We start from the raw sequence: 17,926 nt of genomic DNA on the forward strand, positions 1-17,926 counted from the left end.
TAAAAAAATCCGCGTCGCGGATGAGGTGTCTAATGACAAATGGCGCGCCCGGCAGGAGTTGAACCCACAACCTCTTGGGCCGTAACCAAGCACTCTGTCCAGTTGAGCTACGGGCGCATAATATGGAGGCACCAACCGGATTCGAACCGGTAATCAAAGTTTTGCAGACTCATGCCTTGGCCATTTGGCTATGGTGCCATATGCGAAAACATTATACAACAAACTTATTAATTAGTGCTGAAAATATTATACATATTTAGAAAAAAATTAAAAATAAATATTCTTAACCTTTTTAATAGTATTTTGAACTATTTAAAATAATAAAAAGCAACATTTCTGTTGCTATTTATTCAATTTAAAATAATCTTCTAAATCAAATGAAAAACTTTCATTACCTCTTATTTTAAATAACACATTTGGATTAACGAATCCGTTACGGTGTTCTTGCTGTTGCATAGGATTGGAAATTCAAATAGGTGTTTCATCAAGTTTTTTTGTTTTATCTTGTTTTGCAGTTAAATCATCTGTTTCGTAAACAGCTCCGGCCGGTTTAGCCGTAACGCCATCCACCCTTATTGATGAAAATGGATTCGAATTAGGTTTATATCTATTCACACGATTGCTTCTTTGCATCATATTGTATGCAATTCCATTTTCATTGTAATATTTATCTTGATCATTGTAAACAGTGATGTGTACGTGAGGCATTCAACCACCGTTAGTATCTGGCGTTCCTAAAAAACCTATAATTTCGCCTTTAGAAACTTTTTTTGGCGTGTCAGGGTAGACCCCTTCAACAATATCAAAATCATTTTTACCATCTTTTGTTAGAGAGACTTTGGAACTTGTTCAACCCAAATCTGAATTATTCATAGTCAAGCCCGCATCCAAATGTATAAATCCAATGTAAATATATCCATTTTCTAATTCGGATTCATCATTGATACCAAAATTAATTTCTAGTTCTCTAGGTGAATAATTGCATAATTTATTTTTTTCAACTCTTAGCATCAATGTTGTTCCCGAAGCATTCGCAATTTCTTTTTGACCATCTTTTAACGATCTGGCAAAAACCCCTACAATTTCTGCGTCAAAAGGAGCAATAATTGGCGTATATTCTGGAGCTAAATAGTCTTCCCCAACATGTAAGAATATAGGGGTATCTATTCTTGAAGCGTACACCGATCTTGTCGAATCGTATCCACCCGACAATAATTTTGTTGAATAAATATTATAAATTGAAGAATTAACCTTTGGTAAGTCTTCTTTAGTTAAATTATCAATAATGAAGTTAAATGCATTCACATTTTCCTTAACAAACTCATTTTTGAATGGATTAGTAAATTCACCAACACCAACTTTTTTGGTTAGTTCGTATTCATGTTCGGAAATTTTTGCTTTTAAATGCAATGAACCGTTTCTGAAGTTAACTGGCTTGTAATCAATAATTTCGTATCTAATATTATCGTTCAACGATGAGATGACAAAATCATCTTTGTTAAGATTATTAAAATCTGAATTATAAATATTAGAATCAAAAATTGAATAATGTAAATTTGCTAAAAGCGATTGGTTAATCAACACATCTTGTATTTTTTTGTCATTAACACTTTGATTTAGGTCTAGACCCTTTTCTATGTCAAAGCCTATATTGTTTGGTTTTGATTTGTTTAATTCGCTTACAACAACTCTAATGGTTACATTAATTTTATCTAAATCTTCAAAGTGGGTAAAATCTATATTTTTAACAAAATAATCTAATTTATGAGTGTTATCTACAAAATCTATCTCTTTAGAAAGCTTAACATTAAATATATCATTTAGTTGTTTAGTAGAAAAATTTGATATTTCCCACTTATTTAATAATTGTGTTTTTTTAGTTAAATTCGAACTGTTAATTTCAACTGTGAAAAGGTCATTTTTGGCCTGTAGTTTTTCAATAATAGAATTAATTAGTTCTACTGATTTTTTATCACTAGATTTTAACTTCAACCCTTTAAGTTTCAAATTTAATGTGTTTTCAACAAATAAACCTTGAAATGCTACTGATTTATCAATCGGTGTAATTAGTTTTATTGGCATTAATAAATCATTAATATTTGCCGGATCAGGTTGAATGTTATGGAAATCATATTTTCATTTAAGACTGTCTGTAAAAGACTTATCCAATTTTACTTCGTCAATAAGAATTTGTTTGAATTCGTCGAAATCAAAATACAATTTATTTGGAATGTAGTTGTTTCTAGAAATATCAGAGAATTCTATATCAGATAACTTTGTCTTATGGTTTTTAAACTTAAAGACTCTATGTGAAATATCGTTATACCTCAGATAATTATTAATTTTTATAGTATTAAGCTCATTATCTGCGGTAATACTGTTTTTATTTTTGTTATTTGAATTTTGCAATGTGCAAGATGCAGTCATTAAAACCGATGCCGAAAGCACTGGCAATAATTTGAGTATTTTATTTTTTTTCATATTTTCCTTTAAAAATTCAATGTTGAACTAGATATATTTGTTATACCAAAAATAATTAAGGAAAAAATAATCGGTATAGCGAATGTAAAAATTAATATAATAGAGAAATTGATTGAACTTCGTTTTAATAAAAACATCGATTCTCTTTTTTGGTCATTACGATTTTTTAGTACTACTATAATAGTTAAAATTACGGACGTAATTAAATTCATAAATGAAAAATATAAATGAAATCCATAAAATCCAAAAAACGCTGATAAATACAGTGTAAATCAAATTACTAATATAGTTATAATCATTCTGTCATAACCATTTGTTCCAAAATTAACTTGACTTATATAACCTAATAATGGAACAGTAGTAACGAATAACGAAATGAAGATAAATTCTTTTATTGTAAATTTAAAAACGTTAGAATTACAATCTTCGTTGTTTTGAAATATTCTTAGCAACAAAATATTCTTTGCATCATATTCACTATGATGCTTTATAAAATAATTCTTCATCAAGAAGTGCAGCGGAGTAAATAGAACAAATGCGCAAACACCTCCTATAATTTGAGCTCCTATCAAATAGGATACCCCTGAAAATATCGGGGAAATGCTATGGTTTTTAATATCGATTCCTTGCAGCATTGCTTGCAATACAACTATTAATGGGTTTGCTAAAGGCATTGATGATTTAGAAGACAAGAAATGACTTCATGATCAAGGAATAACAAACATTAAAAATGTGACAAACGTTAGTCCAAAAGACATATAAACTTTATTTTTATCTTTTTTAGTTAATTTCGCAATAAACATTCAAATCAAAGTGAAAAACACTAAAGTGAATGTAGCTAGAAATTCATATAAGAATCCTGTGGAACTTCAGTTAGTTGATAAAAGTTGTTTGGGGGTCATAAGTTTCCTTTCTTTAATTATTCACTTATTATATAGTGGAAAAGGTCGCAAAAAATACCCTAAAAAGTGAAATAAAAAAATTGCACATAAAATTACGTTTTTTAAATAAAATTTTAAAAGCGTTTTTTTACGTAAGCAATTATAAAATGAGTAAATTCGTAATTATTTTATAAAAATGAAAATAATTTCATATTTATAAAAAAATAGGCCTTGAAATACGGCATTTTTTAATAAAAATTATAATTTATCAATAAAATCCAGTAAGTTGTGGTGGTCTTGTTTACCTGTTAAAACATCAACAATACTTTGAATAAAAGGGACATGTATATCATTATTTTCATCTAAAATCTGATTTAAAATTTTAGCAGTGTTATAACCTTCAACTGTTTTTGTATTACTATTTAAAGCTGAAAGCAAACCGTTTTTGGCAATCTCAATTCCAAAACTAAAATTACGGCTCGTCGTGTTCAAACATGTTAGAACTATATCTCCAATCGCTGCTAATTCATAGCCTGATAACGGGTTCGAATTGGGATATAGTTTTTTAGCGATAACCGATACCTCTTTTAAACCAATAGATATTAATGCAGGGGCTAAATTTTTAGCTGAATACAAACCTGATGAAATGCCAATACCGATGGCTAATACATTTTTTAAAGCTGAATACACTTCACTACCTTTTTCATCTAAATTTATGACTATTTTAAAAGTGTCGTTATTAAACAAATCTGCTATTTCTGATAAAAACGTTTCATTCTTTCCTACGGCGTTAATAATAGTCAAATTGTTTTGAAATACTTCTGTTGCAAATGAAGGTCCGATTAATGAACAAATGTTTAATAAATTCTTACCTAATACATCAGAAATTACCTTAGAAAAAAATTGTTTTGACACACCATCGATACCTTTGGCAACATTTATAACATTAATTTTTTTATCTCCGATTATTTTTTTAATATTGTTTAAAACCGAAACGATAACGGTTGTAGGAACGGCAAGAACTAATAAATCAAAATCTTCGAGAGCCTCGACCAAATCCGCTGTCGCTCTAACATTTTGGGGATTATTAAATTTTGTTTCTCCAAAATATCTTGTATTCATCCCATTATTTATATCACTAATTTCTTGCTGATCAATACCTCATAATGTTACTTTTTTATTGTTTTTTGATAGAACTGTGGCTAAACCAGAGGCTCAGGCCCCAGAACCTATAAATGTTATTTTTTGCATAATATCACCATGTCTTTCTGTAATTATAAATTTTAACAAATTTAATTGATTTTCTTATAGCAAGTTCAATCAAATTTACAAAATTTATATATTTTATAGTTCTTGTAAGCTTTTTTAGTCTCTGAACCTTGTGCTGCAATCTTGAATGTTTTTTTGAAACTGAATAGTCCTATAAGTTTAATAAAACTGAAAATGTATAAGGCTGCGGTGATAATAACTGAAAAACTTAGTAAAACTTTATGTCATGTTTCAGTTCACCCTAAAAAGAAGAATAACACAGCAGTACCAATATGTATTACTATTGATATTAAAAATAAAAATTCGGTCATTTTAGAGTAACTTTTAACTCTAGATTCGATAATTTCAGGGTTAGTTTGAAATGTTTCTAAATCATTTTTATAATCAAATTCACATATGCTCATTTATTCACTCTCCAATTCATCATATAATTTTTCAATTTCAAATAAGTCTAATTCTTGAATTCTAGTAAATTCACCTAAATTAAGATTTTTGTATGCCTCTTTTATTTTTTTATCGCTGTATTTTGTTTTCAGGCTTCATGACAATTTTTTTCTTCTTGAAAGAAAACATAATTTAAAGAAATCCTTAAGCTTACCGAATTTTAAATTATTTTTGTCCTTAAATTCTAAAGTAACAATTGCTGAATCAACCTTGGGGCTTGGTGTAAATAATGTTTTTTTAACGAATAATTCTTTTTTTACATCAGCAACATACTGAACAGTTATTGTTAATTTTGAATAATCTGCTGTATTCATTTTCGCCACTAACCTGTCTGCAACTTCATTTTGAACCATTAAAGTTGCTCTTTTGAAGTTACTTCGGTTTTCAATTATTTTAAAAATTATTTCACTAGTAATGTAATAAGGAATATTACCAACAATTTCGAAACCATTATAAAGACTTAAGTCCGCATCAAGAAAATCCCCTTTAATAATTTGATTTTCAGACAAAATAGAATTTTTAAGCAAGTGATTAATCATATCTTCATCAATTTCGAATGCAATTAATTTATCTGCCTTCTTATTTAGTTCTCCGGTTAATGCTCCTAAACCCGGACCAATTTCGATAATTTTTTTGCCCTGCGGTTTTATTACTTCAATAATTTTTTTAATTATGTTTATATCATTCAAAAAATTCTGTCCAAATTTCTTTTTTGCTACTATACTTTTACCTTTTGACATTTAAATTAAAAAACTCCTTTGCATTTTTAACAACTTGTTTAGAAAATTTTTCGGGAGCCATTTTTTTAATTCCGGCTAAAAACATAGTTGTATAGATTACATTTTCGGAAACATTGTCAGTCCCTCTCTTATTCGCAGGAGAAAGATACGGAGCATCGGTTTCGGTTAATATTCTATCGAGTGGAAGCCAATCAACAACTTCAATAGTTTTTTGAGCGTTTTTATAAGTGGAAACACCGCTTATACTGAAATATGTATTAAATTCGGAAAATTTTTTAGCTCAGTAAATATCTCCGCTAAACGTGTGTATCATAAATTTAACTTCTTGATACTGTTTCAATATTTCATACAATTCTTCATATGAATCACGCATATGAATAACAACGGGTAAGTTATATTTTTGAGCAACTTTTATTTGTGAGTGCAAAGATGAAATTTGAATTTCTTTGGGGACTAAATCCCAGAAGAAATCCAAACCAATTTCTCCAATAGCTTTAACATCACTAGTTATTTGTTTTTCAAGGTTTAACCCATCAATATCACCAGTGGCATGATTCGGATGAATACCGATTACAGGATAAGTGAAATCATATTTTTTACAGGTGGCGATTACCTCGTTATTTTCATCAAGACTGCAACCAGTGACCATCATAATTTCAACACCCTCATTAAAAGCGTTCATAATTGTCTCGTCAGTATTTTTATAATATTCTTTCAGCGGATGCGTATGTGCATCAACAAATTTTATAGCCATGTTTACCTCTACTTCCCTAGACAAAAGTTTTTAAACATATCATCTAATAATTCCTCATTATCTGCTCTACCAGTAATATCCGTTAAATTTTTTCAAGCCTCTGTAATATCTATAATAACCAAGTCAGAATATAGACCCATATTTAATGAATTAATAGCAGATTCGATATTGCTGTTAGCTTTTTTAATTAAAGCAAGTTGGCGAGCATTTGTTACAAAATCAATATCATTAATATTCATTGTTTTGAATTTATTGACCAATGTTTCTAATAGGCTATCAAGATCATTGTTTTGAGCGCTTATAGAAATGAATCCTTTGGGCGCATCAGCTAAGTCTTTTTTATTTCAAACTGTAATTAATTCTTTGTTATATTTTTTACTTAACTCAATTACTTTCGTGTCGAATTCGTCATTTTGTTGTTGTGTATCACAGACATGAATAACAACATCTGCGTTTTTTATTTGCTCAAAAGACTTTTCTATTCCTATTTGTTCAGCTTTAGCACTTGCTCGTCTGATTCCGGCGGTATCAATAAGTTTGAATAGCATACCTTTATATTGTCAAGAAGCTTCGACCAAATCCCTAGTAGTACCAGCTTCATCAGTAACAATAGCTTTTTCCTCACCAAGCAAACAATTTAATAAAGAACTTTTTCCAACATTAGGTTTTCCGATTATTGCTACCTTAATTCCTTCAAAAAGCAATCTAGAATTTTCACTTTGAATAACTAAATTATTCATTTTAATGTTTAAATCTGATAACTCTTTAAGTAATCCGTTATCAAGAATTTTCTCAACATCATCATATTCAGGATAGTCAATATTAACTTCAATTTTTCCAATTAAATACATTAATTTTGATCTCAAATCTTCAATTAATTTGCTTGTACGACCATCAAATTTTTGAACAGCTAATTCAGTTTGAATCATGGATTGAGCATGTATTAAATCATTTATTGCTTCTGCTTTGATTAAATCCATTTTGCCATTCAAAAAACTTCTGCGACTAAATTCACCAGGTGTAGCTAATCGAGCCCCATTAGCTAAAAGTAATTCCAAAATACGGTTAGTTATTACAACACCACCGTGACAATTTATTTCAACCGTATCCTCACCGGTGAACGTTTTTTTTCCTATAAACCACATAACTAATACTTCATCTACTATTTTGTTACCGTTTAAGTTATCAATAATATTTCCATAAGTTATGGTGTGGTTTTTCCCAATTTTTCCAGTGAAAATTTTAGAGACTATTTTAGTACTTTCACTACCGCTAACTCTAATTATTGAGATGGCTTGATTTATTTTTCCGCCTGAAGAAATTGCTGCTATTGTGTCATTTATCATATTATCTATTTTACCTTATTATTAGTTTATATAAAAAAAGCAGATAACTGCTTTCGGTGTTATTTAAACAAATGGAGCGGATGACGGGAATCGAACCCGCATAATCAGCTTGGAAGGCTGGAGTTCTACCATTGAACTACATCCGCATAATTGCTTATTTATTATAATAGAAAAATAAAATGAAATAAACAAAAAAATATTTTTTTCATTTGGTGGAATAAATATTAAATGAATATAATAATTAAAAGCGAGGTAAGATGGAAAACTTAGATTTTAAAGATTTACAAAACTATTTAAAACAACATTATCAAGATAAATTCAAAGATCCTAATTTTCTTTTTAGGATGTTTATTAAATTAACCGAAGAAATCGGCGAAGTCGCCGAAGTTATTAATATCAAGAACAATTACAAAAAAGCCACTAAAAAAAATGATGGGAGCGATGAATCATTAATTGTTGAATTAGGGGACATGCTACACTATATTTTTGCAATTGCTGCATATACTAATATTGATTTGGCAAAATCAGTTATAAACAAAGATGTTGAGGCGGCAAAAAAATATAATCACACAACAAACTTAAAAGAATACATTGAATTAAATAAATAAAATCGCCAAATTTAACGCGGTGATTTTATTTTTTTACTCCTTACCTGCTAAAATAAATCTTTATCCCTTGTAAAGATAATTTTAAACGTCTAAACGCATTAAGTCGACATTAGAGAAGGTTTTTTATTAAAACTTTTTGATTGTGCTTTAAATGACCTTATTTTGCAGTCGATTTGCAAAAATAAAACAAGGATAATACCCTTGTTTAAGATTGTTATTTAGTTGCATCAATTAACAATTTCATTGCTTTAGTATCAGCAGCATTTAAGAAAGTTTCGTATGCTTTCATCATATCACTTAAATTGAATTCGTGAGTAATTAGTTTTTCGACTGGTAATTTACCTGTTGACACACCATTAATTAATAATGGAGTCGTATTTGTATTAACTAAACCGGTTGTAATTGTCAAGTTTTTAATTCATAGATTTTGAACATCAAAATCAACTTTTTTACCGTGAACACCAACGATAGCAATGTGTCCTCCGGCTTTAACAATTTCTTGACATGTTTGTCATGTTTGTGGAACACCAACAGCTTCGATAGCAACATCAACACCGTCTGCACCTACAATTTTTTGAACATCTGCTAAAAGGTTTGCTGATGGAACTATTGTGTGGGTTGCACCTAATTTTTTAGCCATTTCCAATCTGTTTGGATCTAGGTCAATAACAATGATGTTAGCAGGTGAGTATAGTTGTGATGTTAATAATACACCCATACCAACTGGACCAGCACCTACAATGGCAATAGAATCTCCAGGTTTAACATTACCATATTTAACACCAATTTCGTGTCCTGTAGGAAGTGCATCCGATAACATAACAGCTACATTATCAGAAATTGTTTCTGGGTATTTGTATAAACTGTTATCCGCAAATGGAACACGTACATATTCTGCTTGGGTACCGTTAATCATGTATCCAAATTTTCATCCACCTTCATCTTCGCGACAGTGCGAGTAAAGTTGTCTTCTACAGTTGTCACATTTGCCACAAGGTGTAACACAAGAGATAAGAACTTTATCTCCAACTTTAACGTTTGTAACACCTTCACCAACTTGTTCTACAACACCAATTCCTTCGTGTCCTAGAATTCTTCCTGAAGCTACTTCAGGGTTTTTACCTTTGTAAATACCTAAGTCAGTACCACAGATTGTTGTTTTTGTGACTTTAACAATTGCATCTGTAGGTTTTTGAATAACTGGTTTATCAACTAGATCTAGAGAAATTTTGTGATCTCCGTGATAAACTAATGCTTTCATTTTCATAAATTTTGTTCTCCTATAAAGTGATTTTTTATAATATTGCGTTTTTGGCACAATATTAATATTAATATATCAAATTTATATTCTCTATTAAATATTTTTTTAAATTTTTTGTTTTTAGTACTTGTAGTTAGAACACCGAAAACCACTATATATAGATATTTTGGGAACAAACATTTAAAAATATATAGTGTAGTCTACACGTATATTTTTATTAAAAGCGTACATTTTGGGCTAAAAAAACAGCATTTTTAATCGTTTTTAAGACTATTTATATTTTTAATTATTTATGAATCATCATACATATTGTTTAGAAATATTGAATTAGAGATTATGAAATCATTTCCAAATTTTCCACATTATCCCATAAATACTCATTTTTTGTTAAATTTAAATAATCAAATTTAATAGGTTATTTTTATTGTTTCTTTGATCGTTTTTTACAAAAAAAGCAATAAAAAAACTCCATCCGGAGCATTATTCTCTGAAAACTGAATAGTAATTTAAAACTCATTGAAATGTATAAAATACACATTACTTTTAAACCTATTGATTTATTAGTACTGGTCAGCTCAACATATCGCTATGCTTACACATCCAGCCTATCAACCTCGTAGTCTACAAGGAATCTCAAGGGAATACTAATCTCTGAGGAGGCTTCCCACTTAGATGCTTTCAGCGGTTATCCTTTCCGTACTTAGCTACCCAGCTATGCTCCTGGCGGAACAACTGGAACACCAGTGGTACGTCCGTTTCGGTCCTCTCGTACTAAAAACGGCTCTCATCAATATTCCAACGCCCACATCAGATAGGGACCGAACTGTCTCACGACGTTCTGAACCCAGCTCGCGTACCGCTTTAATGGGCGAACAGCCCAACCCTTGGAACCGACTCCAGCTCCAGGATGCGATGAGCCGACATCGAGGTGCCAAACCTTGCCGTCGATGTGATCTCTTGGGCAAGATAAGCCTGTTATCCCCAGGGTAACTTTTATCCGTTGAGCGACTGCCATTCCACAATGTACAGCCGGATCACTAAGTCCTGCTTTCGCACCTGCTCGACTTGTAAGTCTCACAGTCAAGCACACTTCTACCTTTGCGCTCTGCATACGGTTTCTGACCGTATTGAGTGTACCTTTGAACGCCTCCGTTACTCTTTAGGAGGCGACCGCCCCAGTCAAACTACCCGCCACGCACTGTCCTCCCACCCGATTATGATGGCAAGTTAGAAACTCAATATAACAAGGGTGGTATTTCAAGGTTGACTCCACTAGAACTGGCGTTCTAGCTTCAACGTCTCCCACCTATCCTACACATGTTAGACCAAATTTCAATACGAAGTTGTAGTAAAGCTCCATGGGGTCTTTTCGTCTTGATGCGGGTACCCAGCGTTTTCACTGGGACCATAATTTCACCGAGTCTAGTGTTGAGACAGTTGAGAGATCATTGCGCCTTTCGTGCAGGTCAGTATTTAGCCGACAAGGAATTTCGCTACCTTAGGACCGTTATAGTTACGGCCGCCGTTCACCCGGGCTTCATTTCAACGCTTCGCATAAGCTAACGCATCCACTTAACCTTCGGGCACTGGGCAGGCTTCACCCCCTATACATCACCTTGCGGTTTAGCAGAGAGCTGTGTTTTTGATAAACAGTTGCCCCTCATAATTTTCTGTGGCTCACTTTCGTGAGCACCCCTTCTTGCGAACTTACGGGGTCATTTTGCAGAGTTCCTTAACACTAGTTTTCTCGCTCGCCTTAGAATACTCATCTTGGGGACGTGTGTCCGTTCTCGGTACAGGTTTCCATGATATTAAGTTTAGAAGCTTTTCTTGGAAGCATGAAATCAACTAATTCGGCTATTGCCTATGCGTCGCAGCTCCCGGTTAATAAATTGCGGATTTGCCTACAATTCCCAGTTACTACTTGCCCCTCAATCCAGTAAGAGGTAAGTTTATCCTTCTCCGTCACTCCATCACTACCATAGAAAGTACAGGAATATTAACCTGTTGTCCATCGACTACGCGTTTCCGCCTCGCCTTAGGCCCTGACTTACCCTGGGTGGACGAACCTTGCCCAGGAAACCTTCCCCAATAGGCGTCGCAGATTCTCACTGCGAATCGTTACTCATACCGGCATTCTCACTTCTTAGCGCTCCACTAGTCCTCACGGTCTAGCTTCACCGCCCTAAGAACGCTCCTCTAACGTACATAAATGTACCCGTGGCTTCGGTTTCATGTTTTAGTCCCGTTAAATTATTGGCGCAAGGTCTCTTGACTAGTGAGCTATTACGCACTCTTTAAAAGATGGCTGCTTCTGAGCCAACTTCCTAGTTGTTTATGAAACCTCACAACCTTTCTCACTTAACATGAATTTGGGACCTTAGCCGACGATCTGGGTTGTTTCCCTCGCGAGCCGGGACGTTAGCACCCCGGTTCCGACTGCATGATAATACATGATGGTATTCAGAGTTTGATTATAGTCAGTACCGCTAGGCGCGGCCATTCCACATTCAGTGCTTTACCACCATCATTTAACATCACACGCTAGCCCTAAAGCTATTTCGAGGAGAACCAGCTATCTCCAAGTTCGATTGGAATTTCTCCGCTATTCACAAGTCATCCGGGCACTTTTCAGCGTACTACGGTTCGGCCCTCCACTTGGTGTTACCCAAGCTTCAGCCTGCTCATGAATAGATCACCTGGTTTCGGGTGTATGCCATCATACTAATTCGCCCTATTAAGACTCGATTTCTCTACGGCTCCGCTTTTTTCCGCTTAACCTCGCATGATAACATAACTCGCCGGTCCATACTGCAAGATGTACGCCATCACCCTTAAATGGGCTCTGACTAATTGTAAGTAAGTGGTTTCAGAATCTATTTCACTCCCCTCTCGGGGTTCTTTTCACCTTTCCCTCACGGTACTAGTTCACTATCGGTGTCTGGTTAGTATTTAGCCTTACCGGGTGGTCCCGGCAGATTCAGACAGGGTTTCACGTGCCCCGCCCTACTCAGGATACGACCAAGAGACTTAACGATTTCGCTTACGGGGGTATCACCCTCTATGCCGCACCTTCCCAAGTGCTTCTGCTATCATTAAGTTTTGTAACTCTATGTAGATCGTCCTACAACCCCACTATAAAGTGGTTTGGGCTCTTTCTCGTTCGCTCGCCGCTACTGAAGAAATCATTATTTATTTTCTGTTCCTCATGCTACTAAGATGTTTCAGTTCACATGGTGTCTCGCTCGACTTCCTATGTATTCAGAAGAAGGCAACTAGACATTACTCTAGTTAGGTTCCCCCATTCGGAAATCCCCGTATCGTAGCTCATATCCAGCTCCACGAGGCTTATCGCAGGTAATCACGTCCTTCATCGACTTCCAGACCCAAGGCATCCACCACAAACTCTTACTTATTTAAAAGTATGTCCCTAATTAATTAAAATTAGGATTTCCTATTGTTGTTATTGATGTGTATTTTAAGACATTTCAATGAGTCATAATATATTTATGACTACTCGATGAATCAAAACAAATTAACCAAAATTGATATAATTTATATTTTTGATGTCGTTGTAATATTTTAAAATATTTACTATTCAGTTTTCAAAGAACAATTTTGAGAGATTGTCCTCTCAAAACTAGATATATGCTTGCGACCTAACAAGCCATGACAAAAATGTTTGTGTAAATAGGTCTGATTAAGGTTAGTTCGTCAAAAAAGTATTTTTGACATTGTACTCCGTAGAAAGGAGGTGATCCATCCCCACGTTCTCGTAGGGATACCTTGTTACGACTTAACCCCAGTCACCAGTCCTGCCTTAGGCAGTTTGTTAATAAACCGACTTCGGGCATTACCAGCTCCCATGGTTTGACGGGCGGTGTGTACAAGACCCGAGAACGTATTCACCGTAGCGTAGCTGATCTACGATTACTAGCGATTCCGACTTCATGGAGTCGAGTTGCAGACTCCAATCCGAACTGAGACCGATTTTTTGTGGTTTGCTCACCATCGCTGGGTTGCTTCACTTTGTATCGGCCATTGTAGCACGTGTGTTGCCCCACTCGTAAGAGGCATGATGATTTGACGTCGTCCCCACCTTCCTCCCGATTACTCGGGCAGTCTCCTTAGAGTGCTCAACTAAATGTTAGTAACTAAGGATAGGGGTTGCGCTCGTTGCAGGACTTAACCGAACATCTCACGACACGAGCTGACGACAACCATGCACCATCTGTCATTCCGTTAACCTCCACTATATCTCTATAGCTTTGCGGAAGATGTCAAGAGTGGGTAAGGTTCTACGCGTATCTTCAAATTAAACCACATGCTCCACCGCTTGTGCGGGTCCCCGTCAATTCCTTTAAGTTTTATTCTTGCGAACGTACTACTCAGGCGGATCATTTAATGCGTTAGCTGCGCCGATGAGTTCCCCATCAGCTAATGATCATCGTTTAGGGCGTGGACTACCAGGGTATCTAATCCTGTTTGCTCCCCACGCTTTCGTCTCTCAGTGTCAGTGTATGTCCAGTTAGCTGCCTTCGCCATGTTGGTGTTCTTCCTTATATCTACGCATTTCACCGCTTCACAAGGAATTCCGCTAACCTCTACATAACTCTAGTTTACCAGTATCCAACGCGGTTTGGGGTTGAGCCCCAAAATTTAACGCCAGACTTAATAAACAACCTACAGACGCTTTACGCCCAATAATTCCGGATAACGCTTGCAACCTATGTATTACCGCGGCTGCTGGCACATAGTTAGCCGTTGCTTTCTAATAAGGTACATTCAATGTAGCATCATTTCCTATGCTATTTTTTATTCCCTTACCACAGCAGTTTACAACCCATGGGGCCTTCATCCTGCACGCTGTGTCGCTCCATCAGACTTTCGTCCATTGTGGAATATTCCCTACTGCTGCCTCCCGTAGGAGTCTGGGCCGTATCTCAGTCCCAGTGTGGCGGTTCAGTCTCTCAACCCCGCTAAACATCATCGCCTTGGTGGGCCGTTACCTCACCAACAAGCTAATGTTACGCACCCCGCTCCTCCAGTGGCGCAAACGCGCCTTTTATGTAATCATCATGCGATAATTACAAGTATTTGGTATTATCGGTTGTTTCCAACCGCTATCCCAATCTGAAGGGTACGTTGAGTACGTGTTACTCACCCATTCGCCGCTAAGTACAGAAGTACTTCGCTCGACATGCATGTATTAGGCACACAGCCAGCGTTCATCCTGAGCCAGGATCAAACTCTCGAAAAAATTGACTTCGTCATGTTTATATATCTAGTTTTCAAAGAACAATGCGTTGTTTATAAAACGCTTAATAATAATATCACGCTTTCGAATAAAAACCAAATATTTTTTTAATTTTTTTTCGGTTATTTTCGCTAGGTAATTTCACTAACATATGCTAGTGATTATTATTTTAATATAGTTTAGATTTTTACAAAATTTTTTTTATGTTTTTTTATAAAACTTAGTCGAATTTGATCTTTGAGTCTGTATCTTATATATATTAATATTAATTTTGATATTGTACCTTATTATAATTTAGTGTTTGTTATCTAAAAAGCTTGACCAATTTATAATTTCAATTATCACCAAGTTAATAATTAATTATTCGTATAAAAAAAGCGCAAAAGCGCTGATTAAAAATTAAGCGTTAAACTATTTAAAAAATTCATAAACTTTTTCGTAATTGGGTTCAGTACTTACTTCTTTAACATACTCAACATGTAACACTTTGTTATTTTCATCTAAAACAAATACGGCTCTGGTCAATAAACCAACTTCGTCTAATTTTGTTCCAGTTTTAAGGCCGAAATCGTTATATCTAAATTCGCTAAGGGGAATAACTTTTTTATTATCATGAGCAACACATCAACGATCAAAAGCAAAAGGTAAGTCGCAAGAAATTGCCAACACAGGGTATTCTAAATTTTTAAAATAATTCATGAACTTTGTAGTTTCCATTTCACAAACACCAGTATCAATCGAAGGAATTGAAATAACTAATTTTTTTGATTTTGGTAAATCTTCAAAATTAAAGTCGCTTAAATCTAAATTAACAGCTTTAAAAGTTGGAAATTTATCTCCCACATTAATTTGTTTGCCTAATAGTTCAACAAGTTTTGATTTAAAATTTACTTTCATTTTATCTCCATTTCTCTCCTTATTATACACACAGCAAAAACTGAGATTATAAATAAATAAGCATTATTTCCGGTTTTAGAGAGTTATATAAGCCAATTTAATAGCTAAATGTGGTTATAAATTAAATAAAAAACCTTAAATAAATATAATTTTTATGCTTTGTTGCGAAACAACAAAAGGAAAATATGTATAAATATTAATCTCTATCGCCTCAATTAGTGTTACGTCGTTAATTAGTTTTTCGTGTTCCGAAACAAAAAATATCAATATATCTCAAAAAAATCAAAATAATAATGTCAAATTAAAAAACGATGAAACTGCTCAAAGCAAACTGGGAACATCAACTAAAAATGACAAAACAGAGTTAATATCAAATAAAAACGAAAACAAAATTAATGAAGAAAATGCTGCGTCCACAAACAAAATCGACAATGAAGATAACCAAGAAAATATAATAAATGTGTCTCATGATGAGCCGGATTTAGCTAGTGAAAATAAAGAATTTGCCAATTGAACAATAAACCTTAATGATGCATTAAAGCTAGATATAGATCCTAGTTTACAAAATAATAATATTATTGACGTTTTGACAAATAATAAGCTGTTTTATTCTTGAAAAACACAATCAATTGTCGTTGCGCAAACCAAACCCTCAAGTGAAAATGATTGAAAAAAATCACCAAAATTGTTTTCATTTAAAACTCCAGCTCCGAAATATTACAATTTATGCAACCAACATTCAAATAGTAAAAATATTTCAATTGAATTAACTTATGAATATAACAACAAAGAATTAACTATCTTTTACAAATCTCAATATTACAAACATAAAAATAGTTTAATCTCTAAACAAACCTATCATACAAGTTTTAAAATTGATAATTCGCTGCTTGGCATAAAAGACAACAAAAATAATAAAACAACAAACGAAGTTAACAATAAAAAAGATAATCAAACTAATAAAAATGAAGGCGATAAAAAAATCGGAACAATAACAGTAGTTAACGAAAGCAGTTCAAAGACCAATGGTGTTTATTCTAATCTAGTAGCTCCATCAGTTATCAATTCTAAAGAAATCATTTATGAGTACGACAATTACTACCAAACTCTGGATGGAAAAAGTGGCACATCATTAATTAATGCCTTAATAAAATTACAACAACAAAATGCCGAAAGTACGGGAGGATATAACGCTTTATTTACAACCTATAAAAACGCCTTCGTAGACAAATACTACGAAAAAGACAATTCATTATTAGATATTTATACTGAAATACCTAGTGGAAAAGACAATGTTATTTACTCCTTTGAACGAAAAAAAGTAATCATAAACAGGAAGGGTCTGGGTGAAACCGCGAACATATTGTTCCTCAATCTTGATTTAGCGAAGCCAAACCATTAAAAAATGATGCTCACCACGTTTGACCAACAGACTCCAAAATCAATAGTTTACATGCTGCATATCCTTTTGGTGAGGTCAAACAAATATTTAGACAATCAAAAAATGGAACTAAAATCGGTGTTGGTTTAGATAACGAGAGAGTTATGGAAGTAATTAACGAATTTAAAGGCGATGTTGCTAGAGCAATTTTGTATTTTTGGATTACTTATAAGAATTATCCAAAAAAACAAATTACCAAAACTAAGGATTCTAGAAGAGTTTGAACAAATAAATCAATTAATCCTAACTACCTAAAACAATATCTTGAATGAAGTGATTCAGACCCAATTACCCAATTTGATTTAGACCGAAATAATGGGATATATAAACATCAACACAATCGCAACCCTTTTATTGATTATCCAAAACTAATTGACGTTGTTTTTAAAAATGATACAAAGTTTGTTTTTAAAAATCTAGGTTTTGCCAAAAAACTAGTCTTTTAACACGATTAAGTAAAAATATGGAAAAAATATGGAAATTTCCTAAAATATCAACCGAATACTTAAAAAATACTATCTTGTGAATCTATAAATGTATAATTTAA

General features: G+C 33.5%; 12 protein-coding genes, 3 tRNA genes and 2 rRNA genes. 3 read left to right on the forward strand and 14 right to left on the reverse strand.

Going from position 1 to position 17,926, the window contains the following annotated elements; translation table 4 throughout:
* Positions 1–40: 40 nt before the first annotated feature.
* The 10 genes from HLA87_RS00770 to HLA87_RS00815 form a co-directional block, all read right to left on the reverse strand.
* Positions 41–117: transfer RNA gene (locus HLA87_RS00770), tRNA-Arg, on the reverse strand.
* Between the two features lie 6 nt (positions 118–123).
* Positions 124–198, reverse strand: a tRNA-Cys gene (locus HLA87_RS00775).
* Between the two features lie 144 nt (positions 199–342).
* On the reverse strand, positions 343–2,481 hold the full coding sequence (locus HLA87_RS00780) for an MSC_0775 family lipoprotein (protein WP_171110971.1): 2,139 nt from the start codon (positions 2,479–2,481) through the stop codon (positions 343–345).
* An 8-nt stretch (positions 2,482–2,489) separates the two neighbouring features.
* Positions 2,490–3,383, reverse strand: coding sequence for an MAG4940 family membrane protein (locus tag HLA87_RS00785; RefSeq protein WP_171110973.1), 894 nt, complete (start codon positions 3,381–3,383; stop codon positions 2,490–2,492).
* A gap of 237 nt (positions 3,384–3,620) precedes the next feature.
* Positions 3,621–4,613, reverse strand: a complete 993-nt coding sequence (locus tag HLA87_RS00790) for an NAD(P)H-dependent glycerol-3-phosphate dehydrogenase (RefSeq protein WP_171110975.1) — start codon at positions 4,611–4,613, stop codon at positions 3,621–3,623.
* A gap of 41 nt (positions 4,614–4,654) precedes the next feature.
* Entirely contained in the window at positions 4,655–5,035 is a 381-nt protein-coding gene (locus tag HLA87_RS00795) for a hypothetical protein (protein WP_171110977.1), read from the reverse strand.
* The gene (rsmA, locus tag HLA87_RS00800; RefSeq protein WP_171110979.1) at positions 5,036–5,815 is read right to left on the reverse strand and encodes a 16S rRNA (adenine(1518)-N(6)/adenine(1519)-N(6))-dimethyltransferase RsmA; all 780 of its coding nucleotides are present in this window, start codon (positions 5,813–5,815) and stop codon (positions 5,036–5,038) included. It lies immediately after the preceding gene.
* On the reverse strand, positions 5,802–6,569 hold the full coding sequence (locus tag HLA87_RS00805) for a TatD family hydrolase (protein WP_171110980.1): 768 nt from the start codon (positions 6,567–6,569) through the stop codon (positions 5,802–5,804). The genes rsmA and HLA87_RS00805 overlap by 14 nt, the downstream gene beginning before the upstream one ends.
* Positions 6,570–6,577: 8 nt before the next feature.
* A complete protein-coding gene (gene mnmE, locus HLA87_RS00810) occupies positions 6,578–7,915 on the reverse strand; it encodes a tRNA uridine-5-carboxymethylaminomethyl(34) synthesis GTPase MnmE (RefSeq protein WP_171110982.1) in 1,338 nt (445 codons plus the stop codon).
* Between the two features lie 72 nt (positions 7,916–7,987).
* A tRNA-Gly gene (locus HLA87_RS00815) sits at positions 7,988–8,061 on the reverse strand.
* A gap of 111 nt (positions 8,062–8,172) precedes the next feature.
* On the opposite strand from HLA87_RS00815, the gene HLA87_RS00820 reads away from it, so the two are divergent.
* Positions 8,173–8,523 (forward strand): MazG nucleotide pyrophosphohydrolase domain-containing protein, encoded by a 351-nt coding sequence (locus HLA87_RS00820; protein ID WP_171110984.1) that lies wholly within the window; start codon positions 8,173–8,175, stop codon positions 8,521–8,523.
* A 214-nt stretch (positions 8,524–8,737) separates the two neighbouring features.
* On the opposite strand, the gene HLA87_RS00825 is transcribed toward HLA87_RS00820, so the two are convergent.
* The 4 genes from HLA87_RS00825 to tpx all read right to left on the reverse strand — a co-directional run bounded on the left by HLA87_RS00825 (position 8,738) and on the right by tpx (position 15,938).
* Positions 8,738–9,790, reverse strand: coding sequence for a zinc-dependent alcohol dehydrogenase family protein (locus tag HLA87_RS00825; protein WP_272869874.1), 1,053 nt, complete (start codon positions 9,788–9,790; stop codon positions 8,738–8,740).
* Positions 9,791–10,323: 533 nt separating this feature from the next.
* Positions 10,324–13,206, reverse strand: a 23S ribosomal RNA gene (locus HLA87_RS00830).
* Between the two features lie 325 nt (positions 13,207–13,531).
* Positions 13,532–15,044, reverse strand: a 16S ribosomal RNA gene (locus tag HLA87_RS00835).
* Together the 16S and 23S rRNA genes form the textbook arrangement of a ribosomal RNA operon.
* A gap of 408 nt (positions 15,045–15,452) precedes the next feature.
* Positions 15,453–15,938 (reverse strand): thiol peroxidase, encoded by a 486-nt coding sequence (gene tpx, locus HLA87_RS00840; protein ID WP_171110986.1) that lies wholly within the window; start codon positions 15,936–15,938, stop codon positions 15,453–15,455.
* A gap of 460 nt (positions 15,939–16,398) precedes the next feature.
* Between tpx and HLA87_RS00845 the strand changes: the two genes are divergently transcribed.
* Both HLA87_RS00845 and HLA87_RS03550 read left to right on the forward strand, forming a co-directional pair.
* Positions 16,399–17,340, forward strand: coding sequence for an endonuclease (locus tag HLA87_RS00845; protein ID WP_171110989.1), 942 nt, complete (start codon positions 16,399–16,401; stop codon positions 17,338–17,340).
* Positions 17,337–17,825, forward strand: a complete 489-nt coding sequence (locus tag HLA87_RS03550; protein WP_237022758.1) for an endonuclease — start codon at positions 17,337–17,339, stop codon at positions 17,823–17,825. Before HLA87_RS00845 ends, HLA87_RS03550 begins: the two co-directional genes overlap by 4 nt.
* Positions 17,826–17,926: the final 101 nt, after the last annotated feature.

The sequence above is a fragment of the Mycoplasma miroungigenitalium genome, assembly GCF_013008635.1.
GTDB classification, from domain to species: domain Bacteria; phylum Bacillota_I; class Bacilli_A; order Mycoplasmatales; family Metamycoplasmataceae; genus Mycoplasmopsis; species Mycoplasmopsis miroungigenitalium.